This window comes from Leifsonia sp. TF02-11 (assembly GCF_017565305.1).
In the GTDB taxonomy this organism is placed as follows: Bacteria; Actinomycetota; Actinomycetes; order Actinomycetales; family Microbacteriaceae; genus Leifsonia.
Genome location: NZ_JAGEKP010000024.1, coordinates 221043 through 243654, shown reverse-complemented (window position 1 = coordinate 243654; position 22612 = coordinate 221043). Strand labels below are relative to the sequence as shown.

Annotated in this window: 17 protein-coding genes; 10 read left to right on the top strand and 7 right to left on the bottom strand. The window is 70.2% G+C overall.

Annotated elements, in window-relative coordinates; all coding sequences use genetic code 11:
* Positions 1-23 precede the first annotated feature (23 nt).
* The 3 genes from JNB50_RS22080 (at position 24) to JNB50_RS22070 (ending at position 6980) form a co-directional block, all read left to right on the top strand.
* The gene (locus tag JNB50_RS22080) at positions 24-2495 is read left to right on the top strand and encodes an NACHT domain-containing NTPase (RefSeq protein WP_208042282.1); all 2472 of its coding nucleotides are present in this window, start codon (positions 24-26) and stop codon (positions 2493-2495) included.
* Between the two features lie 124 nt (positions 2496-2619).
* Positions 2620-3906, top strand: coding sequence for an MFS transporter (locus JNB50_RS22075; protein ID WP_208042281.1), 1287 nt, complete (start codon positions 2620-2622; stop codon positions 3904-3906).
* On the top strand, positions 3906-6980 hold the full coding sequence (locus tag JNB50_RS22070; protein ID WP_208042280.1) for a glycoside hydrolase family 2 TIM barrel-domain containing protein: 3075 nt from the start codon (positions 3906-3908) through the stop codon (positions 6978-6980). The genes JNB50_RS22075 and JNB50_RS22070 overlap by 1 nt, the downstream gene beginning before the upstream one ends.
* 24 nt (positions 6981-7004) lie before the next feature.
* Here the strand turns inward: JNB50_RS22070 and JNB50_RS22065 are convergent, their stop codons facing one another.
* On the bottom strand, positions 7005-7640 hold the full coding sequence (locus JNB50_RS22065) for a TetR/AcrR family transcriptional regulator (protein WP_208042279.1): 636 nt from the start codon (positions 7638-7640) through the stop codon (positions 7005-7007).
* Between the two features lie 96 nt (positions 7641-7736).
* Here JNB50_RS22065 and JNB50_RS22060 point away from each other — a divergent pair, with 96 nt between their 5' ends.
* Together JNB50_RS22060 and JNB50_RS22055 are read left to right on the top strand one after the other, a co-directional pair.
* A complete protein-coding gene (locus JNB50_RS22060; RefSeq protein WP_208042278.1) occupies positions 7737-8258 on the top strand; it encodes a DUF1003 domain-containing protein in 522 nt (173 codons plus the stop codon).
* 5 nt (positions 8259-8263) lie between these two features.
* Positions 8264-9196: a 2-deoxy-5-keto-D-gluconate 6-phosphate aldolase domain-containing protein gene (locus JNB50_RS22055; protein ID WP_208042277.1), complete on the top strand. Its 933-nt coding sequence runs from the start codon at positions 8264-8266 to the stop codon at positions 9194-9196.
* A gap of 67 nt (positions 9197-9263) precedes the next feature.
* Here the strand turns inward: JNB50_RS22055 and JNB50_RS22050 are convergent, their stop codons facing one another.
* The 3 genes from JNB50_RS22050 to JNB50_RS22040 all read right to left on the bottom strand — a co-directional run bounded on the left by JNB50_RS22050 (position 9264) and on the right by JNB50_RS22040 (position 13428).
* Positions 9264-11027: a DUF4434 domain-containing protein gene (locus tag JNB50_RS22050; RefSeq protein WP_208042276.1), complete on the bottom strand. Its 1764-nt coding sequence runs from the start codon at positions 11025-11027 to the stop codon at positions 9264-9266.
* Between the two features lie 130 nt (positions 11028-11157).
* Positions 11158-12660, bottom strand: a complete 1503-nt coding sequence (locus tag JNB50_RS22045) for a DUF4127 family protein (RefSeq protein WP_208042275.1) — start codon at positions 12658-12660, stop codon at positions 11158-11160.
* A gap of 54 nt (positions 12661-12714) precedes the next feature.
* Positions 12715-13428 (bottom strand): GntR family transcriptional regulator, encoded by a 714-nt coding sequence (locus JNB50_RS22040; protein ID WP_208042274.1) that lies wholly within the window; start codon positions 13426-13428, stop codon positions 12715-12717.
* A gap of 184 nt (positions 13429-13612) precedes the next feature.
* On the opposite strand from JNB50_RS22040, the gene JNB50_RS22035 reads away from it, so the two are divergent.
* Genes JNB50_RS22035 through JNB50_RS22015 form a run of 5 tightly spaced genes read left to right on the top strand, consistent with a single transcriptional unit; the run spans position 13613 to position 18367 of the window.
* Positions 13613-14899, top strand: a complete 1287-nt coding sequence (locus JNB50_RS22035; RefSeq protein WP_208042273.1) for an ABC transporter substrate-binding protein — start codon at positions 13613-13615, stop codon at positions 14897-14899.
* Positions 14899-15819 (top strand): carbohydrate ABC transporter permease, encoded by a 921-nt coding sequence (locus JNB50_RS22030; protein WP_243768800.1) that lies wholly within the window; start codon positions 14899-14901, stop codon positions 15817-15819. Before JNB50_RS22035 ends, JNB50_RS22030 begins: the two co-directional genes overlap by 1 nt.
* Positions 15800-16702: a carbohydrate ABC transporter permease gene (locus tag JNB50_RS22025; RefSeq protein ID WP_208042272.1), complete on the top strand. Its 903-nt coding sequence runs from the start codon at positions 15800-15802 to the stop codon at positions 16700-16702. Before JNB50_RS22030 ends, JNB50_RS22025 begins: the two co-directional genes overlap by 20 nt.
* Positions 16683-17420 (top strand): putative N-acetylmannosamine-6-phosphate 2-epimerase, encoded by a 738-nt coding sequence (locus JNB50_RS22020; protein ID WP_307794838.1) that lies wholly within the window; start codon positions 16683-16685, stop codon positions 17418-17420. Before JNB50_RS22025 ends, JNB50_RS22020 begins: the two co-directional genes overlap by 20 nt.
* Positions 17417-18367: an ROK family protein gene (locus JNB50_RS22015; RefSeq protein ID WP_208042271.1), complete on the top strand. Its 951-nt coding sequence runs from the start codon at positions 17417-17419 to the stop codon at positions 18365-18367. Before JNB50_RS22020 ends, JNB50_RS22015 begins: the two co-directional genes overlap by 4 nt.
* A 21-nt stretch (positions 18368-18388) precedes the next feature.
* On the opposite strand, the gene JNB50_RS22010 is transcribed toward JNB50_RS22015, so the two are convergent.
* The 3 genes from JNB50_RS22010 to JNB50_RS22000 all read right to left on the bottom strand — a co-directional run bounded on the left by JNB50_RS22010 (position 18389) and on the right by JNB50_RS22000 (position 22603).
* On the bottom strand, positions 18389-19882 hold the full coding sequence (locus JNB50_RS22010; protein ID WP_208042270.1) for an FGGY-family carbohydrate kinase: 1494 nt from the start codon (positions 19880-19882) through the stop codon (positions 18389-18391).
* Entirely contained in the window at positions 19879-21519 is a 1641-nt protein-coding gene (locus JNB50_RS22005) for a fucose isomerase (RefSeq protein WP_208042269.1), read from the bottom strand. The genes JNB50_RS22010 and JNB50_RS22005 overlap by 4 nt, the downstream gene beginning before the upstream one ends.
* A gap of 61 nt (positions 21520-21580) precedes the next feature.
* Positions 21581-22603: a LacI family DNA-binding transcriptional regulator gene (locus tag JNB50_RS22000; protein ID WP_208042268.1), complete on the bottom strand. Its 1023-nt coding sequence runs from the start codon at positions 22601-22603 to the stop codon at positions 21581-21583.
* Positions 22604-22612 lie beyond the last annotated feature (9 nt).

Sequence of the window (22612 nt, the reverse complement as noted above, 5' to 3'; positions counted from 1 at the left end):
CGCGGGCTCGAAGGGGGGCGGCAGTGTCGAAACGGAGCGAACTCGCCGGCTCGCTGGCCCAGGTCGCGATATCGGCGTTGGGTGGTCCTGCTGTGCTGGTTCGCACGGCCCTCTCCGAAGGGGCCAAGCATGCGCAAAGTCACTTCGAGGAGAAGGAGCAGGCGCGCGAAGTCCGGAAACGGGTGGCCGATGCTCTGGACGCGTGGGCGAGCGGCGAGGGGATCTCCCCGGACGATCTCGCGGCCGGGCTGAGCAGGGCGGACGACATCGTGCGCGACTTCGGGCTCGACTTCCAGGGGATCGCCGACCTCGACTTCGACGCGGACCGCGTGTCGAGCGCTGTACTCGATGCCGCGACGTCGGCGGACCCGTCTTCGGAGCTCGATAGCGTCCAGGTGCTGGCGACGCGAGCAGTGCGGGAGACGTACGCGGTCTTGATTGCTCAGTTGCGCGCCAAGAACGAGACCTCGATCGCGTTGTTCTTGTCGCTGCAGAGGCGTTTCGACGAATTGGCGGAGGCGCAAGCCTCGCGCGAGGACATCATCCGGTATCTCCGGGGTCGAATCGCCGACTGGGATACTGCATTCTGGCGAGCAGACCTGAAGGCATCAGCGATCGAGCGGGCACTGCGGTATGACGACGCGCCCCGAACGGCGCCGGATGCCACGCCATCTCGCCGGCCGCCCGGCGCTGAAGACATCTCGCGCGAGCCGACGTTGGTGATCCTGGGAGAGCCCGGCTCTGGGAAGACCTGGTTCATGCGCATGTTGGCGAGAAAGGCGGCGCAGAAAGCGCTCGACGAGTTGGAGCGTGGGGGAAGCGCCACCGGGGTCGAGATTCCGCTCTACACAACGTGGCAGCGGTGGGCGGATACGCCGGGGGACACTGCGGGGTCGTTGGTCGCATCGTCGTTCGCCTCCGGACTCGGCTTCACTCCGCTGGCCGATCGTGGCATGCGCGAGCGCCTGGATATGACTCTGCTGGAATCGCGGTCGCGAGTGGTCGTCATGGTCGACTCCTTGGATGAAGCCGCGGACGTCACGGATCAAGCCGCACGGCTGAAGGAGCTCTTCGGCCTACCGGCTCGCTGGCGGGTCGTGATCTCGAGCCGCCACGCCGCGTGGGAGCACGCGATGAGACGTGCGCCGGTCAAGCGATCGCCCCGGCAGATCTCACTGCGCGGGCTCCGCTATCCCACGGACGTGGTCTCTTTCATCCATGCCTGGTTCGCAGAACCCGACGAGGAGTGGCGTGCCGATGCTCTTCTGCGTGAGCTGGCTCGGCGCAGAGAGCTCGTCGGCAACGCGGTGCTCCCCCTCATCCTGACGTTCTACTGCCTGCTTGCGCAGGGCGTCGACAGAGGTGACGCCGCTCTTCCGCAGAGCGCGCGCGACCTGTACCGGCGCCTGGCCGCACGGCTTCTGTTGGGCTCGTGGAGGGGTGACGCGCCGGGTCCGGACGGGCAACCCGACATCGCGTACTGCGAGCAGCTCTTGAAGGCGTGGGCCTGGGCTGCATTCCGGGCGCAGACGCGGAACGCGGGCGGACGCCCGCGAGACGACTCGTTCGTACAGGATGTCGTGATCCGACCGGCCGAGCGGCGGGCGATCGACCACATCGCACCGAAAACAGACGGGAACGATGAAGGTGTGGTGACACGCCAGTTCATCCACCGTACCTTCCTGGAGTACTACTTCGCAGAGTACGTCTGCCAGCTGGACGCCGGTGAAGCGGCTCGGGCCTTGGCGGGTGTGCTCACATCGCAATCGAGTTGGACCGATGCCGCGTGGCGCGCGGTCGTCGTGCACAACCAGGAGCACAAGGGGATCCTGTTCGAGGAGCTGCTGCGTGGAGACAGCGGGGATGGCGTCCGCGCGGCGCTCGAGCGGCCGGAGGGATACCTGTTGACCCTGGCAGCGCTGTCCGACCCGGACGACTGGACCCCGGAGCATCAGTCGCTGATCAACCGCGCCCGAATCACGTTCGGAGTTGTGCGACCCCAAGCCGCTCAGCTCTCGGCGCGATGGGCTGAGTCCAACTACCTCGTCCTGCTCTCGTTTCTGAAGCAGGCGACTCAGGCCACGATCAACAGCCGCTCCGAAACGGAGAGGCTGGCCGAAACCGTCGCGGCTCTGACGTACGACCCGGTCGTGCGCAGGGAGGCAGCGGACCTGCTCATCGACGCGCTGAGCCATCCGGGGCCCTGGCAGGACCCTCGCGGTCTCGCCCGGGCCGTGCGGGCGCTCCCTGCGACAAAGGCGGAGCGAGGTGGGCTGAGGGCCGCACTGCTGGCCCGTGCGGTATCCGCCGACGATCCCGAGATCGTCCGTGCCCACGCTGAGGCGTTGGCGGGCCTCATCCACGACGCGGACGAGTACGACGAGCTTTCACGCGAGCTCGACGCGGCGATACCCGGCGTCAGCGATCCGATCGTCCGACAGATTCTGTCGGGACTTCGTCTCGAGCGCAGGTCGGAGGCCGACCCGATCGAGTGAGTCGGTCGGCCGCGTCAGCCGCCTGACCTCCGTCCAGACAATTTCCACCACATGGTGGAATTTTGAGATAGAGTCTCTCCGACCCGGCATCCCGCCACTCGAAGACGAGCACAGAGGACCCCCGATGAGCGAGCTCTACGCCAACCCGACCACCCAGCCGACCATTCCGTCGGCCTCCGACGAACCGACGTCGCCTCCGCGACGGTTCCCCCTCTTCCTGACGACCCTGCTGACCGGCAACCTCGCGATCTTCCTGATCTGGGGATCCGTGCTGAGCCTGCTGATGTCGACGCAGATCGAGCGCGTCGACCCGGCGGCCAAGGTCGGCAACCTCGCCCTGGTCTCGATGATCGGGGCGATGGTGTCCGTCGTGTTCCAGCCGACCTGGGGGATGGTCTCCGACCGCCTCCGCACGCGGATCGGCAAGCGCGCGCCACTGCTGCTCCTCGGCGCCGTCCTCGGCGGGTTCTCGCTGATCCTCCTCGGGATCTCGAACAGCCTGCTCTGGATCACCCTGTCGTGGTGCGCCGTCCAGCTCTTCGTCAACATGGCGCAGGCGCCGCTCCAGGCCGTCATCCCCGACCGCGTGCCCCGCCGGCTCCGCGGCACGACCTCGACGATCATGGGCCTCGGTCTGATGGGCGGGTCCCTCGCCGGCAGCTTCTACGGTGCCGCTTTCGTCACGTCGAACTCGATCCTCGCCGGGTACGTGATCCTCGCCGGGATCCTGCTGCTGGCGATGGTGCTGTTCGTGGTCCTCAACCCGGAGGGCTCCAACCGCGACGTGCCCCGCGAGCCGTTCCGGCTCGGCGCGATCCTCGCCGGGTTCTGGGTGAGCCCGCGCAAGCACCCCGACTTCTTCTGGACCTTCACCGCGCGGTTCGCGCTGATGCTCGCCTACTTCGGCGTCTCGCTGTACCAGCTCTACATCATGCAGGACTACATCGGGCTCGGCTCCGGAGCGGCGGCCGCTGTTCCGCTGGTCGCCATGGCGTCGCTCGCAGGTTCTGTCGTCACGATGCTGATCTGCGGCCCCTGGTCCGACCGGGTCGGCAGGCGCAAGCCCTTCGTGCTGATCTCGTCCCTGATCCTCGGCATCGGCCTCCTGGTCCCGTTCTTCGTGCCGACGCTCACGGGCATGCTGCTCTACGGCGTCGTCTCCGGGCTCGGCTTCGGCTGCTACATGGCCGTGGACACCGCCCTGTTCACCGAAGTCCTCCCCAAGGGCGAGGACGCCGGCAAGGACCTCGGCATCGCCAACATCGCCTCCGCGCTGCCGCAGGTGCTCGCGCCCGCCGTCGCCGGCGCCGTCGTGGGGATCACCGGCGGGTTCCAGGGGCTCTTCCTCATCGCCCTCGTGCTCGCGGTCGTCGGCGCGCTCTGCATCATCCCGATCCGGAAGGTGCGCTGATGACAGACGCCCTCGACACCTGGACGCGTGTGCGTCCCTGGGCGCGCCCGGAGCTCACCGGTCTCGCCCGCGTGGACGCTCACGCGATCACGCACGAGGACCGCCTCGACCTTGACGGCACCTGGGAGTTCCAGCTGCTGCCGTCGCCCACCGTCCCGGAGGCCGCGGACGCCTGGCGTCCGATCGCGGTGCCGGGCGCCTGGACGATGCAGGACGTCGGTGACATCCCGATCTACACCGCGCAGCGCGTGCCCTTCGACGGGTTGCCGCCGCTGCCCCCGTCGGACAACCCGACCGGCGTCTACCGGCGGACCTTCACCGTCCCGGCCGACTGGGCCGGGAAGCGGATCGTCCTCCACGTCGGAGCCGCGATCAGCACGCTCCTCGTGGAGGTCAACGGCGAGCCGGTCGGCATCGGCAAGGACAGCCGCCTCGCCGGGGAGTTCGACATCACCGCGCACCTCACGGAGGGGCGGAACGTCGTCGTCCTCCGCGTCGTCCGGTTCTCCGACGCGACGTTCGTCGAGAACCAGGACTCCTGGTGGCACGGCGGCATCACCCGGTCGGTCAGCCTGTACACCACGCCCCTGGTGCATCTCGCGGACGTCCAGGCGCGGGCGTCCCTGGACGGCGACGGCGGACGCTGCCGGGTGCGCGTCACCGTGCGCTCCGGCTCCGAACCGCTGCGCGCGGGCTGGAGCATCGTGGCGCGGATCGGCGGCACGACCGCGGAGGCCCCGGTGTCCGCGCCGGGAGCCGCTCCCGCCCAGGGCGCCGGTGACGGCGCGATCTCGATGGCCGAACCAGCTGCCGCTGTCGACGTGTCCGGGCTCGACATCCTCGACCTCGCCAGCCGCCGTGCAGCGGGAGCCGCGCTGGACCCGTCGACCGGTGCGGCGCTGCGCGTGGTCGACGCCCTCCTCGTGCCCGAGCCGATCGGGTGCTCCGACCTCGAGCTGGTACTGCCCTCCGTGCAGCCGTGGAGCGCGGAGACGCCCGTCCTCCACGAGCTCGACGTGGTCCTGCGCGATCCGCAGGGCGTGGCGGTCGAGCGCTCTCGGCACCGCGTCGGCTTCCGCGACGTGGTCGTCCGCGACGGGGAGCTGCTGGTCAACGGGCGTGCCGTGCTGATCCAGGGCGTCAACCGCCACGACTTCCATCCGCGGACCGGAGTCACGTCGACCAGGGCCGAGGTCGCCGCCCAGTTGAGGTTGCTCAAGGAGCACGGCTTCAACGCCATCCGCACCGCGCACTATCCCAACGACCCGATGGTCCTCGACCTCTGCGACGAATACGGGCTCTACGTGGTGGACGAGGCGGACATCGAGGCGCACAACTACTCCACGACCATCTGCGACGACCCCCGCTACGCGTCGGCCTTCCTCGACCGGGTCTCGCGGATGGTGCGCCGCGACGCGAACCACCCCAGCGTGATCCTGTGGTCGCTCGGCAACGAGACCTCCATCGGCGTCAACCACCACGCGGCCGCCGGCTGGCTCCGCGCCTTCGATCCGTCGCGTCCCCTGCACTACGAGGGTGCGATCATGCGCGACTGGTTCGCCGGCCACGCGGTGACCGATGTCGTCGCGCCGATGTACCCGTCGCCGGCGGCACTCCGCCAGTACGCGGAGGACCCCCGCGCCGACCGTCCGCTCATCATGTGCGAGTACTCCCACGCGATGGGCAACTCCACCGGCGGCCTCGATGAGTACTGGGAGCTCATCGAGCACACCAGGGGACTGCAGGGCGGGTTCATCTGGGAGCTCACCGACCACGGTCTCGACCCGGACGGCGACGGCCGCTACCGTTACGGCGGCGACTTCGGCGACCAGCCCAACGACGGCAACTTCTGCATCGACGGTCTGCTCTTCCCCGACGGCTCGCCCCATCCGGGGATGGAGGAGGCCAGGCGCCTGTTCACCCCGCTCGATGTGACGGCGATCCCGGCCCAGCTGCGCGCCGGCACCGTCGACGTGCGCAACCGTCAGTTCTTCGTCGACTCCTCGCGCTACCGGGCCGTCGCCCGCGTGGATGCGGTGGACGGCAGCGGACCCGCCATCGCGCTCCCGCTTCCGGTGATCCCGCCGCGCGGGACGGCGACGGTCGTCCTGCCCGACGAGCTGCGCGCCGGCCTCGCCGCGCCGGGAGCGTTGGGGGTCAGCATCGAGATCCTCCTCGCCGACGACGAGACCTGGGCACCCGCCGGCACAACGCTCGCGGTGATCCAGGTGCTCTCGGTGGACGGGCCGCCCGTGCCCGTCCTCCCGTCGATCACGGAGGCCGTCCGTCCGGGGGAGGCGGACGGCACGGACGAGGAGCAGGGACTCATCCTGTCGGCCCTCCTCGACGGTGAGCCGGGGATCGAGCTGTGGCGCGCGCCGACGGATAACGACGCGTCGATGATGCACTTCGGCCGGCTGTCCGGCAGCGGTTTCGCGGCACCGGTCCGCGAGCTGGTGCGGGTGACCGAGGAGGGCGGCGCGACCGTCGTCGAGGCGCGGTATCGAGCCGACGGCGTCGAGGTCGCCCACACTCGCCGGTTCGGGCGGGCGGCCGACGGCGGACTCGTCGTGCACGAGCGCGTGACCGTCCCCGCCGCGCAGCGCGACCTCCTCCGGATCGGGACCACCGTGCCGCTCCCCGCCGGTTACGATCACGCGACCTGGCTCGGCGCAGGACCGCACGAGTCGTACCCGGATCGTCGCCGCTCCGGCCGATTGGGGAGGTGGGACGCCGCGATCGACACGCTCCAGGTTCCTTACATCAAACCGCAGGAGAACGGTTCGCGCGCCGACGTCTGGCTGCTCGAACTGTCGGGGCCCGGACTTCCGGGCTTGCGGATCCGGCTGGATCGACCGTGCCAGGTCGGTGTCTCGCGGCACACCACGGGCGAGCTCGCCGCCGCGCGGCACTCGTGGGAGCTGCCGCCGTCGACCCGTTCGTTCGTCCACCTCGACGTCGCCCAGCGCGGGCTGGGCACCACCTCGGTCGGCCCGGACGTTGCCGCGGAGTTCCGGGTCGGGCCGGGAGTCTACGAGTGGACCTGGATGCTCGAGGAGCTTCCGGCGACGTAGGCCGCAGAACGTGCGACGGCGGGCTCAGGTGCCGAGCAGGCGTCCGAGCTCGCCGTCCAGCACGACACCGATGTCCAGTCGGCCCGGATTGACGGCGTCGAAGACCTGGAGGCCCTCCCAGAGGGCGAGGTAGGTCAGCACCCGAGCGTGCAGGTCGGCGGGGATCGGGCCGGTGCCGAACCGCCGGATCGCGTCCTCGAACTGCGTCGCGAGCTGCTCCGCCCGCTCCTGGAAGAACGCGCGGGCGGGATGACCTTCGGTGGCCGCCTCCGCCGACAGCACCGCGTACAGCTGGACCAGTCCGGGGATGGAGCGGTTGTGCTCGACGAGCGCCGCCATCTGGGCACGCAAGTCCTCCGCGCTCACCCAATCGGCCGAGACGAACCGCATCGCCTCCTCGTCGCGCCACGCGAGCACCGCGAGCAGCAGGGACGTCTTGTCGCCGAAGTGGTGGAGCAGCGTCGAATGGTCGATCCCGGCGCTCCGCGCGATCGCCCGCAGGGACGCGCCGTGGTAGCCCTGCTCCGCGAACGCCGCGGCGGCGCGATGGAGGACGTCCTCCCGCGTCGCCCTACCGTTCGCGTACCCGCCCGGGCTCTTGCGGCGTGCTTCGTTCGGCACGTCCTCACCACTCTCGCTCAGAAGCGCGCTGTCGGGCACGCACCACTAACGCTAGAGGAGTTTCGCGGGGCATTCTCCCCCGGCGCGGAGTACTCTCACGCCGTGGCAGGATGCGCCTGCCGGGCGGAGGACGACATGACCACGACGACAGCGGCACCCGGCCAGACGAAGGCGAAGTCGCACGGCCAATACATCAGGCCGTCGCGGTTGTTGAAGAACGCCGATCCGGCGCGTCTGCACCCCGCGGTGCTCGCGCAGGCGGAGCATCGCGCGGCGAGCGTGCAGCTGCGCATCGCTGACTGGATCACCGCGTTCGCCGGCTCCATGGCCTTCGTGTACATCCACATCGCCCTGTTCACGGTCTGGATGCTGTGGCTGGAGAAGAACCCGTGGCCGACGCTGACGCTCATCGTGTCGCTGGAGGCGATCTTCCTCTCCACGTTCGTCATGATCGGGCAGAACCGGCAGGCCGCCTTCCAGCAGGCCAAGGCCGATCGCGACTACAACGACCAGGAGAAGCTGCTCGTCGAGAACACCGAGCTCACCAAGACGATCCGGGATCTCTCCGAGCAGATCCGCGACCTGACCTCGCAGATCCACGCGCACGTCATGCCGCCCGCGACGGAGGCGGAGACGTCTCCGGCGGCGTCCGCGTGATCGACATGAGTGCATCGCCACGCACACCGGAGAAGGAGCACCCGTTCTACATCTTCGCGATGGATCACCGCGCGTCGCTCGCGAAGGACGTGTACTCGATCGCTGGGGAGCCGACGGCCGATCAGGCGGCGCGCCTGGCGGAGGGCAAACGGCTGGTGTTCGAGGGTGCCGCGTCCGTGCGCGACCGGCTCCCGGCCGGGAGTGTCCCCGGCATCCTGGTGGATGAGCGGTACGGCGCCGCTGTCGCCAGGGCGGCGAAGGAGCAGGGGCTTCTTCTGCTCATGCCGATCGAGCGGTCCGGCCGGCCCTTCTTCGAGCTCGAGTACGGCTCGTTCGGCGATTCGGACTGGCTGGAACACGTCGAGGCGTTCGATCCCGACTACGTCAAGATCCTGGTGCGGGACAATCCCGGGTTCGACGTCGGCGGTCGTCGGCGTCAGCAAGAGCACCTCGCCTCGGTGACGCAGGAGCTCCACGGGCACGGTCGCCGATTCATCATCGAACTCCTCGTTCCAGCGACGTCCGCGCAGCAGGCGGCCGGTGCCGACGAGTACGACAGGACGATCCGGCCCGGACTGACCCAGGAGCTCATCCGGGAGTTCCAGCACGCCGGCGTCGAGCCGGACATCTGGAAGCTCGAGGGATACGAGACGCGGGACGCGGCCGCAGCTGTGGCCGCAACCTCCCGGGAGGGCGGCCGCGCGGCGGTGCGCTGCATCGTCCTCGGGCGGGACTCCACACAGGATCGTCTCGACCACTGGCTGGAGACGGCGGCGCCGGTCGACGGGTTCGCGGGCTTCGCGATCGGCCGCAGCATCTGGCAGCAGCCGCTGCTCGATCACCTCGCAGGCAGGATCGACGCCTCGACCCTCCGTGCCCGGATCGGTGCGTCCTACCTCGGCTACGCCGACGACTACCACGCCGCCGCGACCGCGTAGACCCTGAACAGCCCCGGAAGACCGCCGAGTGCGCAGATGATCTGCGTACTCGGCGGTCGCGGGACGCTCAGAGGCCGCGGACGCTCGCCTCGTCGACGAAGGACCAGGCGCTGCTCGCCGGCGTCACGGTGAAGCGCACGTAGCGGCCGGTTCCGGACAGCGAGTACGCCGCGTAGGTGTATCGCTGGTCGGCGTCGCTGACGTTCGGCGCCGGCATCGTCACCAGGGGCGTGTAGGTCGAGCCGGTCGTCGACACCGACACCTGGATGCTCGACGGCAGGAAGATGTACAGCGACTTCGTCTGCAGCCACGACGTCGAGACCTGCGTGATCGTCTTCGTCGCGCCGAGGTCGATCGTGAAGCTGTACGGGTTTCCGGTGTTGCGTCCCTGCCAGGCCGCATCGGCGTAGCTCGTGGAGGCTGTGACGCCGTTCGTCAGCTCGGTCCCGCCCGTGTCCGGGTAGCTCGGGTCCGCCGCCACCGACGCGGTGTACGACTTGCCCGTCGAGATCAGCGGGTTCGGGGCCGGCGCGGCCGAGGTGGTCGCGCTCGCCGTGGAGCTCTGCGCCGACAGGTTCCCCGCGGCGTCGAACGCCGCCAGCGTGTAGCTGTACGCCGTCGACGGGGTGAGACCCGCGTCGGTGAAGGTCGTCACCGCCCCCTGGATGACTTTGACGAGGGAGCCGCCGCGGTACAGGCGGTAGCCGGCGACGCCGATGTTGTCCGTCGACGCCGTCCAGTTCAGGGTGATGGAACTCACCCCGCCCGCGGTCGCCGATAGTCCGGTCGGCGTGGTCGGGGCCGAGGTCTCGACCGTGCCCGTCGACAGGTAGTTCCGGTAGGTCGTGTCGTAGACGGCCGGTACGACGAGCGGGCTCTGGTAGTGGTCGTACGAGAACGACAGCGTCTTGCTGACGTACGGCGCCACCGCGTTCAGGTCGGAGACCAGCTGCCCGATCGACATCGGCGTGAAGTCGGGGTTGAAGGTCTCGCTGTCGGCCCAGAGCTTGGTCGCCGGGCGCCCGCTGGAGATGGCGCTCGCCGTCGCGGCGAACCATGTCGGCAGCTGGGCGTTGGTCGCGTGCCCTGCGCCGATGCCGTCCTGCAGCGCGATCGCGTCGATCGGCGCCGAGGCGAGGATGCTCGACCACATCGTGGTCCATTGGCTGCTGGTCTGGCCGCCCGCCGTGTTGAAGAAGGGGCTGATGATTACGGGCTTGCCGGGAGTCAGGGCATGCAGGTGGTTCGCGATCGTCGTGTAGAAGGTCGCCATCGCGCTCCACGAGGAGGTCGACGTGAAGTTCCAGTTGTCGACCTCGAACGGCAGGTACCAGCCCGCGAACGAGCTGTGCGTGCCGTACTTGGTGGTGAGGTCGTCGGCGAGCGCGTTCGCTTTCGTGGCCTCGCCGTTCAGCCAGGTGGTGTTGTTCGCGTAGGTGTTCCACCAGTCGTCGTTGGTCTGCAGCCCGAGGTACTCGGAGACGCCGGCGCTGTCGGCCGCGGTGAGCACGCGCGAGACGACATCGGTCGAGGTGCTCTGCGCGTACCCGCTGAGACCGCTCGGATAGACGGTGGTCGACGCCTTGGTGTCGGCCGTCCATTGCAGCACCTGGCTGGTGATGCACGCGTTGGTGAGGGTGGAGAACTCGGAGGTGAGCTGGGTGGAGGTCCAGCCGTCGACGAGGGCCGCCTGGATGAAGCTGCCGTCGATGCGTGGGGTGGTGGTGCAGGTCGGTGTGGCGACGGCTGCTGTCGCGGGGATGGCGAGCGCGGCCGCGAGGGCCGCTCCCGCGACCGCGGCGGCGATGCGACGCCCGGTGCGATGACTCATGCCTACTCCTTCGTTGTGCGATGACTCCCCGGCGGCAGCGCCGAGGCAGTTAATGGAGTACACCATTTAAGGGCGTGTAGGCAATGATCTTCTTTAAATCACGGGGATCTGCTGGTAATGGTAATGACCATTACCGTTGCTGCAGCGTCAGCCCGACCTCGAAGCTGCGCTGCCACGGCAGCGTGACCTCCGTGAGCTCCCACGCTTCTCCCGCCGGCAGGATCCCGGCCAGGTACTCGCGCAGCTCCCGGGTGATCCGCGCGATGGCGGCCTCCTGGCTCGCAGCGTCGACCGGGCCGATGCGTCCGCCGAACTCGGCCTCGTGCATCGCCAGGCGCGTCCCGCTCTGGTAGGCGCGGTCGTCGAGGATGCGGGTGAGCAGCGCCTCGCGGAGCGCTGACTCGTCTGCCGTGCCGAGCGCCCGGCCGGCCCAGAGGGCGGTCGCCTGGGCGACGGCTCCGCCGATCGAGTTGCCCGCGGTGTTCCACCCGCCGTACGACGACAGCCGGAGCAGAAGGCCTTCCTCCGCCAGCCGGTCGACGAGCTCGGGGTCGCCTCCGTTGCTGAAGCGCACGTCGGCCAGCGCGACGATCCTGCCCTCACCGAGGGCGGCCCGGACGGCGGAGACGGTGGCGTCGGTCGCCGCCGGGTCGGAGGCGGGGCGCGCGGCGAAGTAGTCGCCGCGGGCCGGGTCGGGCGCGTGGGCGACCACCACGAGCTCGGCGGTCTCGCCCGGCTCCGCCACCCGGCCGCCGGAGGCGACGATCTGACGGCGGAGGCTGTCGCGCAGGGGTGCGTTCTCGAAGTTCGGCACGCGGTCGAGCCCGTCGGGCTCGCCGCAGTCGATGCGCCAGACCGGCACGCCGACGCCCGCGGCGAGGGCGCGCGCGACGAGCACCGCGCCCACCTCGTCGGCTCCCGGATACATCAGCACCTCGCCGCCGCGCGGCAGCGCCCTGGCCCAGTGTCGAAGCCACACCTGCTCGGCGGAACCGGCCGAGTACGGCGCCGTGTCGTCGGCCGTCAGCGTGAGCGTCTCGACCGTCCCCTCCTCGTGCAGTGCGAGCGCCGCCAGGTTGACCGTGTGATTGCGCAGCCGGCGTCGCTCGAAATCGCTGCGGACCTCGGCGGGCACCTCGGTCGCCGGCGGCCGGGCCGCTGCCTCGCCCTCCCGGACGTCGGTCTCGAAGGCGCGATGGAGGGCGCCGCCGAGCGCGTGCAGCTCGCGGCCGTACGAGCTCCAGTACTCGGGCTCCTCGACAGGCGAGTACGAGTCGCTGGCGCGCATGATGAGGGACGCCGCCGTGATCCGTAGCTCGGGCGACGCGTCCTTCAGCTCGCGCAGCAGGTCGAGGCGTTCGAGGGCGGTCGTGGTGCTGTCGGAGGTGATCCTGGCCGGGATGATCCCGCCGTGGACCAGCGTGTCCACGCACGCGACCAGGCGGGAGGCGCCGCCCGCGGCGACGAGCCCGCGGAGCCAGCCGTGCAGCGCGGCCACGTCGGCGGGGCGCCGGAACACGGGCATCGCCTCCGCGGGCGGCAGCAGGAGCTCGGCCCCCGCGATCGCCGCCACCTGGCGGGGGAGGTCGACGTTGACCGGGCGTTCGTCGAGAGGGACGAGGGCGATGCGCATGGCTCTCCTGGGATCGGCGCGGACGGGAGCGAAGGGGATCGGCGCGGGCGGGGCTCAGCGCGAACGATGGATTTTGAACTCGTAGTGATACCGGTCGCCGCGGTATGTCGACTCGGCGTACTCGACCGCGCGGTCCTGGGCGTCGAAGCTGGTGCGCGAGACGAAGAAGGCCGGCGAGAACGGCGGGGCGTCGAGCAGTTCCGCCTGGTCGGGCTCGAGGACGCTGGCGTGGACGCTCTGCTCCGCCCACTCGATGCGCATGCCGTACTCGGTCTCGAGGATGCGGTACAGGGACTCACCGCCGACGTTGTCGATCAGTCCGGGGAAGAGCCGCGGGTTGAGGTACGAGTCCTCCAGGGCCATCGGCTCGCCGTCCGCCGTGCGCGCGCGGCGGATGTGGAAGACGTCGTCGGAGGGGCTGACCCGCAGCTTGGCGCCGAGCCGGGCGCCGGCGGCGATCGTCTCCGTCACCAGGACGGAGGAACCGGGCTCGAGGCCGCGGGCGCGCATGTCCTCGCTGAACGAGGTGAGCTCGACCGACTTGGTGATCCGCGGAGCGGCGACGAAGGTGCCAGCGCCCTGCACGCGGTAGACGAGCCCTTCGTGCTCCAGGCGGTCGAGGGCGCGGCGCACGGTCAGCCGGCTGACCTCGAACTCCACGGCGAGGTCGCGCTCCGTCGGCAGCTTCGAGTGCGGCTCCAGCCCCTGGTCGATCACGTCGACGAGGTGCCGGCGCAGTCGCTCGGACTTGGTGTGCTGCTCCGCCATGGCGCTCCTCAGGGATCGGTGGACGCGGCTGATCGCGATTGGTGATGCCCATTGTAGAGACACCGTGGTCGCCGAGCACAACCTTCGAGCAACTTTTCCTGATTTGTTGACACGCCGCGAACAAATGGAGTACACCAATTGAAAGCAATTCCATTCCTACCCCCTCACACCTGTAAGGAAACCCATGGAATCCAGGATGTTCCGGCGGCGGACCGCGCTCCGCGCCGTAGCGCTGACCAGCGTCGCCGTCGCCGCTGTCGCCCTCACCGGCTGCTCAGGAGCCGGAGACTCCGGCCCCACGAAGATCACGTTCTCGTACCTCTGGGGAGGCGAGGAGGCCAAGGCGTTGGAGAAGGTCATCGCCGACTTCAACGCCAGCCAGAAGGAGATCAAGGTCGTCGGCGTCTCCAGCCCCGACATGCAGAAGCAGCTCACCTCGATGTCGTCGAGCAACGGCAGCTTCGACATCTCCGACAACTTCGGCAACGCCGTCGGCTCGTGGGCCTCGAAGGGCATCCTCGCCCCGCTCGACGACTACCTGAAGACCGAGAAGGTCGACCTGGGCGCCTTCGCCCCGGCCTCCCTCGACCAGATGAAGTACGAGGGCAAGACCTACGCGCTGCCGATCGCCGTGCACACGCAGCAGCTCATGTACAACAAGGACCTCCTCGACAAGGCCGGCGTGCAGCCGCCGAAGACGATGGACGAGCTCGCGGCCGCGGTCAAGAAGCTCACCGTCACCGACGCCAGCGGCGCGATCACCCAGATCGGCCTGGGCAACCCGTCGACCTCGACGCTGTTCACGACCCTGGGCTACGCGTTCGGCGGCACCTGGGATGGCAAGGACGGCAAGACCCCCACGCCCGCCGACCCCAAGAACGTCGAAGCCCTCGACTGGTACACGAAGACCCTGACCGATGCCTACGGCGCGGACAAGATCTCGTCGTTCACGTCGGGCCTCGGCCAGTACATGTCGGCGCAGGACCCGTTCTACACGGGCAAGGAGGCGATGGTCATCGACGGCGAGTGGCAGGCCGTCAACATCCCCAAGGTCGCGCCGAACCTCAACTGGGGCGTCGTCGACATCCCCGCCGCGAGCAGCGACCTCGCCGGCTCGACCCAGGTGACGACGAGCACGCTGTTCATCCCCAACAACTCGAAGCACAAGGCGGAGGCCGCCAAGTTCCTCGCCTACATCGTGGGCGACAAGCCGATGACCGACTTCACCCTGGCGCTCGGCAACCTCCCGTCCAAGACCTCGCTGCTGTCCGACCCGGCGTACAACGCGATCCCGCACTTCGACGCGTGGCTGAACGCCCTGAAGAGCCCGAACGCGAAGTCGCTCTCCAGCCAGCCGTACAGTGCGCAGTACTCGACGGACCTGGGAACCGCGTTCGACGATGTGGTGCGCGGAGTCGCCACACCGGAGAAGGCCATGCAGTCGGTGGCGGACAAGGCCAAGTCCTACTGATGACGACGACCGCCAAGCGCGGTGCGCGACGCCAGACCCTGCTGGGCCTGGCGTTCGCGTCGCCTTTCATCGTGGGCGCGGCGGTGTTCATCGTGTGGCCGGTGCTCGCCTCCGCCGGGTACAGCTTCACGGACTTCAACCTCTTCCAGGCGCCGAAGTGGGTGGGCCTCGACAACTACGCCCACATGCTCCAGGACTCGACGTTCTGGAAGGCGCTCTGGAACACGCTGTTCCTGACGGTGACGGGGGTGCCGCTGACGATCATCATCTCGATCGTCGGGGCGCACTTCCTCAACCTGCCGGTGCGTGGCCAGCCGCTCTACCGGGCACTGGTCTACCTGCCGACCATCGTCCCCATCGTCGTCGGCGGCTACCTCTGGCGGTGGCTGCTCAACACCCAGTACGGCTTCGTCGACTACTTCCTGGGGCTGCTGCACCTGCCGCAGCCCGAGTGGCTGGAGCAGCCCGACTGGGGCAAGCCGGCGATCCTGCTGATGTGCCTCTGGACGATCGGCGGCACGATGATCATCTACCTGGCAGCCATCAAGGACGTCCCAGGCGAGCTCTACGAGGCGGCAGAGCTCGACGGCGCAGGCTGGTGGGGCCGGTTCCGCTACATCACGTGGCCGACGATCTCCCCGGTCACCCTGTTCCAGATCATCGTGACGGTGATCGCCTACCTGCAGATCTTCGCCCAGCCGTACCTGCTCACGCAGACCCGGCTGAACGAGACGAGCGGAGGCCCCGGGCAGTCGATGATCAGCTACGCCATGTACCTGTACCAGAACGCGTTCGTGTTCCTGAAGATGGGCTACGCGTCGGCGATGGCGTGGGTGCTGTTCCTGCTCACGCTGATCATCACGCTGCTGCTGCTCTGGTCGTCGAAGAAATGGGTTCACTATGGTTCTGAACGCGACTGAGGAGCGCCAGTCAGAGACCGCGCCGGCGCGTCCGGCGGGCGAGCGGTCCTCCCGGCTCCGGCGCCGCCGGCCCGGCCGCACCGCGGGCCGCTACGTGCTGGTCTGGGTGCTGACGCTGCTGTTCGTCTTCCCCTTCCTCGCCATGCTCAGCACGGCCTTCAAGCTCCCGGCGGACATCTTCAGCGCGCCGCCGTCGCTCTGGCCGAAGGAGTGGACGCTCGCCAACTTCGCGGCGGTGTTCGAGGAGATCCCGTTCTGGCAGTACCTGTGGAACACCGTCGTGATCGCGGCGTTGTCGGTGCTCGGGATGCTGATCGCCTCCCCGCTCGTCGCCTACTCGCTGTCGAAGATCGGCTGGCGAGGGCAGCGACCGCTGCTGGTGATCGTGATGGCGACGATGATGCTCCCGCCGCAGGTCACCATGATCCCGCTGTTCCTGATGTGGAACGGTCTGGAGGCGACGAACACGATCATCCCGCTGGTCGCCCCGGCGTTCTTCGGCACACCGTTCCTCATCTTCATGCTGCGGCAGTTCCTGATGTCCGTCCCCAACGAGCTGCTGCAGGCGGCGCGGATCGACGGCGCGTCGGAGTTCCGCATCTACTGGTCGATCGTCCTGCCGCAGGCGCGGCCCGCGCTGATCACGGCGGTGATCTTCCAGTTCGTCTGGGCCTGGACCGACTTCCTCAACCCGCTCATCTACCTCAACGACTCCTCCAAATACACGCTCTCGATCGGCCTGTACTCGTTCTTCGGCGAGCACAACGTCGAGTGGGGGCCGTTGATGGCGGCGTCCGTCCTGTTCACCATCCCCGCGCTCGCACTCTTCGTCGTGTTCCAGCGCTACTTCGTAGGAGGCATCAGTGCTGGCGCACTCAAATAGTGACGAGAGCGCTCTCGAGCGCGTGGCCGAGCGGGACGACGACCGCGCGGACGGTCTGCTGGCGGCGATCGCCGGGGGCCTGGTCGTGTCGTGCCAGGCGTCCTCGGGCTCCCCGATGCGCGACACCCCGACCATCGCGCGGCTCGCCGCGAGCGCGTTGCAGGGCGGGGCTGCTGCCCTGCGGGTCAACGGCGTGGACGACGTGCGGGCGGTGCGGGAGCTGACGGAGGTTCCCCTCATCGGGCTCGACAAGCGCATGGGCGCCCGCCGCAACCTGATCACGCCCACCGACGAGCAGGTGCGGGCGCTGGTCGCCGCCGGCGCCGACATCGTCGCGGTGGATGCCACGGAGGAGGTCGCCGACGATGTCGCCGGGCGCGTGCGCTCGGCGGTCGCCGCCGTCCGCGTGCCCATCATGGCGGACGTCTCGACGCTCGACGAGGGCCTTCGGTCGTGGGAGGCGGGAGCGGCGATCGTGGGGACGACCCTCTCCGGCTACACGCCGTACTCGCGGATCGACCCGTCGCCGGACCTGGAGCTGGTCGGGCAGCTGGCCTCCCGCGGGGTGCGCGTGCTCGCAGAGGGGCGCTTCCAGACCCCGGCGGACGTGGCGCGCGCCTTCGACGCCGGAGCGTTCGCGGTCGTCGTCGGCGGCGCGATCACCGATCCTGTCGCGATCACGCGGCGGTTCGCGGCGGCGGCGCCGCGCTCCCGATGACGGCCGGCACGTCCGCCGGCGCCGGCGGCACCGTCGTCGGGGTCGACATCGGCGGAACGAAGACCGCCGCCGCCGTCGTGGGACAGGCCGGAACGCTCGCGCACCGCGTCGAGGCGCCGACACCCGCTCGGGCCGGCGCCGAAGCCGTCCTCGACACGGCGGCCCGTCTCGTCGCCGAGGCCGCGGCGCAAGCGGGAGCAGAGGCCGGTCCGGTAGCCGTCGGGGTCGGCAGCGCCGGCGCCTTCGACGACCACGGCGTCGTCGTGCACGCCACCGACCACCTCGCCGGCTGGCTCGGAACGGACGTGGCGCGCGGCCTGCGCGTCCGGCTGGGCGTCCCGGTCGCCGTCGAGAACGACGTACACGCCGCAGCGCTCGGCGAGCACTGGGCGGGCGGGGCTCCGGAGCGCTTCCTCTTCGTCGCCATCGGCACGGGTCTGGGCGGCGCGGTCGTCTCGGACGGGCGTGTGCTCCGGGGCGCCTCGGGCATGGCCGGGTCGGTCGGCCACGTGCGCATCCCCACGCTGCAGCATCGCGTCTGCTCCTGCGGGGGCGCCGACCACCTCGAGGCGTTCGCCAGCGGGCCGGGGATCGAGCGCAGCTACGCCGAGGCCGCCGGCGGACGTCTCGGGCTCCGCGAGATCGCGCGCCTGGCCACGGCCGGCGACGCCGTCGCGGCGCGCGTGATCCGCGAGGCGGCCGAGCTCGTCGGCGAGTCGCTGGCCGCCGCGGTCGTGACGACCGACCCCGGGCTCGTGCTGATCGGCGGGGGAGTCTCCGGGCTCGGCACAGCTCTCACCGCTCCGGTCTCCGAGCGGCTGCACGCCGACCTCCGCCCGCCGTTCGCCGGCGTCCGCGTCGAGCTGGCCCGCACGGGAGCGGATGCGGCCCTGCTGGGAGCGGGCCGGCTGGGACACGAGCTGCTGGAGTCGAGGCCGCGGGACTGAACGGGACCGGGCTCGCCCGGCTCATGCGCCCGTCGCTGCCTCCCGCTGCATCGCCGCCAGCCGGTGGCTGACCTCCGCCGTCGCGGGGTACAGCTCGCGGTACAGGGCGTACAGCCGATCGTAGGCGTCAGCTGTTCCCTGGTCGGGGACGACGACGGACGCGATCGGGTTCCAGTCCTCGATCTCGACGGCGACCTGCGACCGTGCCGCCAGGTACGCCGCGCCGTAGCTCGCCCCGATCGTCACCGACGGCACCTCCTGCGCGAGCCCCGTGACATCCGACACCACCTGTGCCCACAGCGCGCCCTTCGTCCCGCCGCCCACCGCGACGACCCGTTCGATCGGAACGCCCGCGTCGCGGAACGCCGCGACGTTGTGGCGTACCCCCATCGCCGTCGCCTCCAGTGCGGCGCGGTACAGGTCGCCGCGCGTGTGCTCGATCGTGAGACCGGCGATCAGCCCGCGTGCGTCCGGGTCGGCGAACGGCGTCCGCTCACCCGCGAAATAGGGCAGCATCAGCAGCCCGTGCGCGCCGACGCCCGAGCGGGACGCTTCGTCCAGGAGGTCCTCGTAGCCCGGGGACCCGAACAGCTCGCGCAACCACGACGTGATGGCGCCGGAGGTCGCCATCCCGCCCGCCAGGTTGTGCACGCCGGAGAACGCGCCGGCTGTGCCCCACAGGCCCGGCGCCGTGAGCGGCGTCGTGGTCGTGCCGATCAGGAACATGGTCGTCCCGTACATGAGCATCAGGTCGCCCGGGTTCTGCGCGTTCACGCTGACGGCCTCCGTCCAGGCGTCGATGGTCCCCGCGATCACCGGGACTCCGGCCGGCAGGCCGGTGGCCGCGCTCGCCGCGTCCGTCACCCGGCCGACCACGTCGCCGGGCCAGACCAGGGGCGGCGGGACGATGCCGGGGGCGATGTCCTGCCACCAGGGCTCGTACCAGGCCTGCGCCGTGCGGTCGTAGAGCGGGACGCTCTGGCTCGCGGAGTGATGGTCGAGGGCGTAGTTCCCCGTCAGGTTCCAGCCGAGCCAGGAGGCCGGCATGAACAGCAGCCGGGCCGCGGCCGCCCGGTCGTGCTCGTGCTCGGCGAGCCAGGCGAGCTTGGGGCCGACGGCCTGCGTGGACAGTTCCGACCCGCACCGCGCGCCGACGGCGTCGCGTCCATAGCGGGCGTCGAACGCGGCGATCTGCTCCTGCGCGCGGGTGTCGATGCCGTAGAGGATGGCGGGCCGCAGCGGCGAACCGTCGGCGTCGGCGATCAGGACGCACGGCCCCATCCCGCTGACCCCGACCGCCTCGATCGTCAGCCCGTCGACGGCCGCCACCAGCTCGGCGGACAGCGACACGAACTCGTCCCACCAGACCGCCGCGTCCATCTCGGCCCAGCCCGGCCGCGGGCGCGAGACGTCGTGGCTGCGCACGGCCGTCGCGAGGATGCGGCCGTCGAGGTCGACGACCACGCCCTTGCTGCTGGAGGTCCCGATGTCGACTCCCAGCACCGCGCCGGTCACGGCAGGGCCACCGTTCCGCAGAGGTGGACGGCCACGCCCAGTGCGTCGAACGCGGCGGCCTTGGCGATCAGGGCGTCGTCTGCCGCCTCCGCGGACGGCGCGTAGGCCACGTTCACGTGGTTGGCCTTGTGCCTCGCCATGAACTGGTCGCGGTCCACACCGTGCAGGACGGCGTGCATGATCGGCCACTCCGGGTTGGTGGCCTGCCACCGGCGTTCGGTCTCCTCTGCGGGGAGCTCGACCGCGGTCGCGCGCCCGATGTCCAGGTGGAGGCGCCCTCCGTCGATGTAGACGCGCGACCAGACGAGTTCCCCGGGCTTCGAGACGCCCTTGATCGTCGATCCGCCGAGCGGGAAGTAGACCGGGTTCTGCCGCCAGCCGACCGCGCCGGCGTACCCGCCGCTGAGGTGGGAAGGCGGAACCGAACCCGAGATCTCGAACACCCAGACGAACCGGCCGTCGTGGTCCTCGCCCCAGCGCACGTCGTGCAGCGTCGTGGCCGGGTCGAATCCCATCGCGGTCCACACCCGGTTGGTCACGATCGCGTCGATCGCGACGCCCTCGTCGGCTTCGTTCGCCAGCGGGAGGGCGAGGCCGTCCCACAGCACCCGCGACCCGTCGCGGCTCCGCACCGGCGGTCGGTGCGCGTTGTTGATCAGTCCCTCTGCGAGGTCGCTGGCGGGCGAGAGGTCCTTGAGGCCTTGCTGGTACTGGATGCCGAGCGCGTCGACACCGAAGTCGTCCGCGATGCGCAGGAGCGCGATGTACATCTTGTACTGCCACCGCAGCTGGGCCGCCGTGAGCTCCGTCGCCTCGTCGGTGCCGAGCGCGAAGGTCATGCCCTCGGCCAGGAGCCAGTCGCCGACCTCCTGCGCCTCGGCGTCGGTCACGGTCTGCATCTCGGCCCACAGGGCGCTCTGCGACAGCCGCTCCTTGTAGATGCCGAGCGGGTTCATCAACTCGTCGTCGATGATCGCGTTGTACATGCCCATCGTCCCCTCGTCGAAGACGCCGAGGATGGCCTTCTCGGTAGCGAGCTGCTGTGCCAGGGCCAGCCCGAGCGCCCGCTCGTCGCCGTCCGGCAGAGCGGGGAGGTCGCGCACGTGCGAAGCGTCGTGGGTGATGCGACCGGTCTCCACCCACTCCCGGATCCCGCCGCGGAACCAGTCGTCGGTGAAGTCGACGCTCCAGATCGTGGAGTAGGGGGTGCCCATCTTGGTCAGGCCCGCATTGAGTCCGAGGAGGCCGACGAGCCCCGGCCACTCGCCCGCGAAGTTCGCGACGGTCAGGATCGGGCCGCGGTGGGTCCGGAGGCCGGCCAGCACGTGATGGCTGTACTGCCACACGGCCTCGGCGACGATCAGGGGCGCGTCGGCCGGGATCGACCGGAACGCCTCCAGCCCGGCTCGCTGGCTGTCCAGGAAGCCGTGCTCCTTGGCCTCGTCGTACGGGTGGCCGCGGACGATCCGCCAGCCGAGCTCGCCGAAGGCGGCCTGGAGCGCCTCTTCGACCGCGGCCTGCGCCGGCCAACCGGCGCGGTTGGCGCTGAGCCTCAGATCGCCGCTGGCGATCAGGTACGCCGTCTTCGGCGCGGCGGACGGCAGCTCGTGCACGGGAGGGAGCGTGTAGCGGGTCATCGGTTCTCCTTGGGTGTCGGTCTCGGTCGTGTGCGGTCGATCGGTCGGTGGGGCGCTCCGGTCACGGGCCGGTGCGCAGGATGACGGTGCGTGCCGGCTGCCGGTCGCCCGCGATGCGTTCCAGCAGCAGGGTCGCGGCGGCCTCCCCGAGCCGGCGGGCGGGGATCGGGATCATCGTGATCCCCACGGGGCCGACGGGCGACAGCGGCAGGTCGCCGAAGACGGCCAGCCCGAACTCCGGGGGAGGTGTCCCGGCCGCTCGCAGCTCCTGCCACGCTCCGACGCCCATCAGGTTGTTGGCCGCGAAGACGGCGTCGGGCGGGTCGGGGAGCGCCAGGAGTTCCGACATCGCCCTCCGTCCGCCGTCGACCCGGTAATCGGCGTGGACCAGCAGCGCCTCATCCACCGGTCCGGCGCGACGCGCACGGTCCCGCCAGCCCTCGCTGCGCTGTTGCGCCGTCTCGATGTCGGCCGGACCCGTGATGCAGGCGACCCGCCGGAAGCCCTGGTCGAAGAGCGCGGAGGTGGCCGCGCGGCCACCGCCGCGGTTGTCGACCATGACGGCGTCGATCTCGAAGCCGTGCGGCCCGCGGTCCACCGACACCACCGGCCGGTCGCGGGCGATCAGCGGCCCGAGGTCGCTGTGGTCGGAGGCCGAGGCGAGGATCACCCCGGCCATGTGCTCCGACACCGCGATGTCGATGTAGCGCGCCTCCTTGGCCACGTCCTCGTCGCTGTTGCACAGCACCACCGAGTAGCCGGCCTCCTGCGCGCGGTCCTCGACCCCGCGGGCCAGCGCGGTGAAGAACGGGTTCTCGATGTCGGGGATGATCAGGGCGATCACCTCCGAGTGGCGTTTGCGCAGCGTGCGTGCCGTGCGGCTCGGCGTGTAGTCGAGGTCGGCCGCTGCGGCCTGCACGCGCCGGGCGAGGTCCGCCGACACCCGAGTGCCGTTGATCACGCGCGAGACGGTCGCGGCGGAGACGCCTGCCCGTGCCGCGACCTCGTGGATCGTCGCCGTCCGCTTCCCCCGCTCACCCCGGTCCGCCGTCCCGCTCTCCGTCTTGCCCGATTGAGAAGTCATGCCCGGTTG

What these genes read in the sequence shown, in the direction of transcription:
- JNB50_RS22075 (WP_208042281.1), top strand. Translation starts at nt 2,620, where the DNA reads ATGAGCGAGCTCTACGCCAACCCGACCACCCAGCCGACCATTCCGTCG.
- JNB50_RS22070 (WP_208042280.1), top strand. Translation starts at nt 3,906, where the DNA reads ATGACAGACGCCCTCGACACCTGGACGCGTGTGCGTCCCTGGGCGCGC.
- JNB50_RS22060 (WP_208042278.1), top strand. Translation starts at nt 7,737, where the DNA reads ATGACCACGACGACAGCGGCACCCGGCCAGACGAAGGCGAAGTCGCAC.
- JNB50_RS22055 (WP_208042277.1), top strand. Translation starts at nt 8,264, where the DNA reads ATGAGTGCATCGCCACGCACACCGGAGAAGGAGCACCCGTTCTACATC.
- JNB50_RS22050 (WP_208042276.1), bottom strand. Translation starts at nt 11,027, where the DNA reads ATGAGTCATCGCACCGGGCGTCGCATCGCCGCCGCGGTCGCGGGAGCG.
- JNB50_RS22045 (WP_208042275.1), bottom strand. Translation starts at nt 12,660, where the DNA reads ATGCGCATCGCCCTCGTCCCTCTCGACGAACGCCCGGTCAACGTCGAC.
- JNB50_RS22040 (WP_208042274.1), bottom strand. Translation starts at nt 13,428, where the DNA reads ATGGCGGAGCAGCACACCAAGTCCGAGCGACTGCGCCGGCACCTCGTC.
- JNB50_RS22035 (WP_208042273.1), top strand. Translation starts at nt 13,613, where the DNA reads ATGGAATCCAGGATGTTCCGGCGGCGGACCGCGCTCCGCGCCGTAGCG.
- JNB50_RS22030 (WP_243768800.1), top strand. Translation starts at nt 14,899, where the DNA reads ATGACGACGACCGCCAAGCGCGGTGCGCGACGCCAGACCCTGCTGGGC.
- JNB50_RS22025 (WP_208042272.1), top strand. Translation starts at nt 15,800, where the DNA reads ATGGTTCTGAACGCGACTGAGGAGCGCCAGTCAGAGACCGCGCCGGCG.
- JNB50_RS22015 (WP_208042271.1), top strand. Translation starts at nt 17,417, where the DNA reads ATGACGGCCGGCACGTCCGCCGGCGCCGGCGGCACCGTCGTCGGGGTC.
- JNB50_RS22005 (WP_208042269.1), bottom strand. Translation starts at nt 21,519, where the DNA reads ATGACCCGCTACACGCTCCCTCCCGTGCACGAGCTGCCGTCCGCCGCG.
- JNB50_RS22000 (WP_208042268.1), bottom strand. Translation starts at nt 22,603, where the DNA reads ATGACTTCTCAATCGGGCAAGACGGAGAGCGGGACGGCGGACCGGGGT.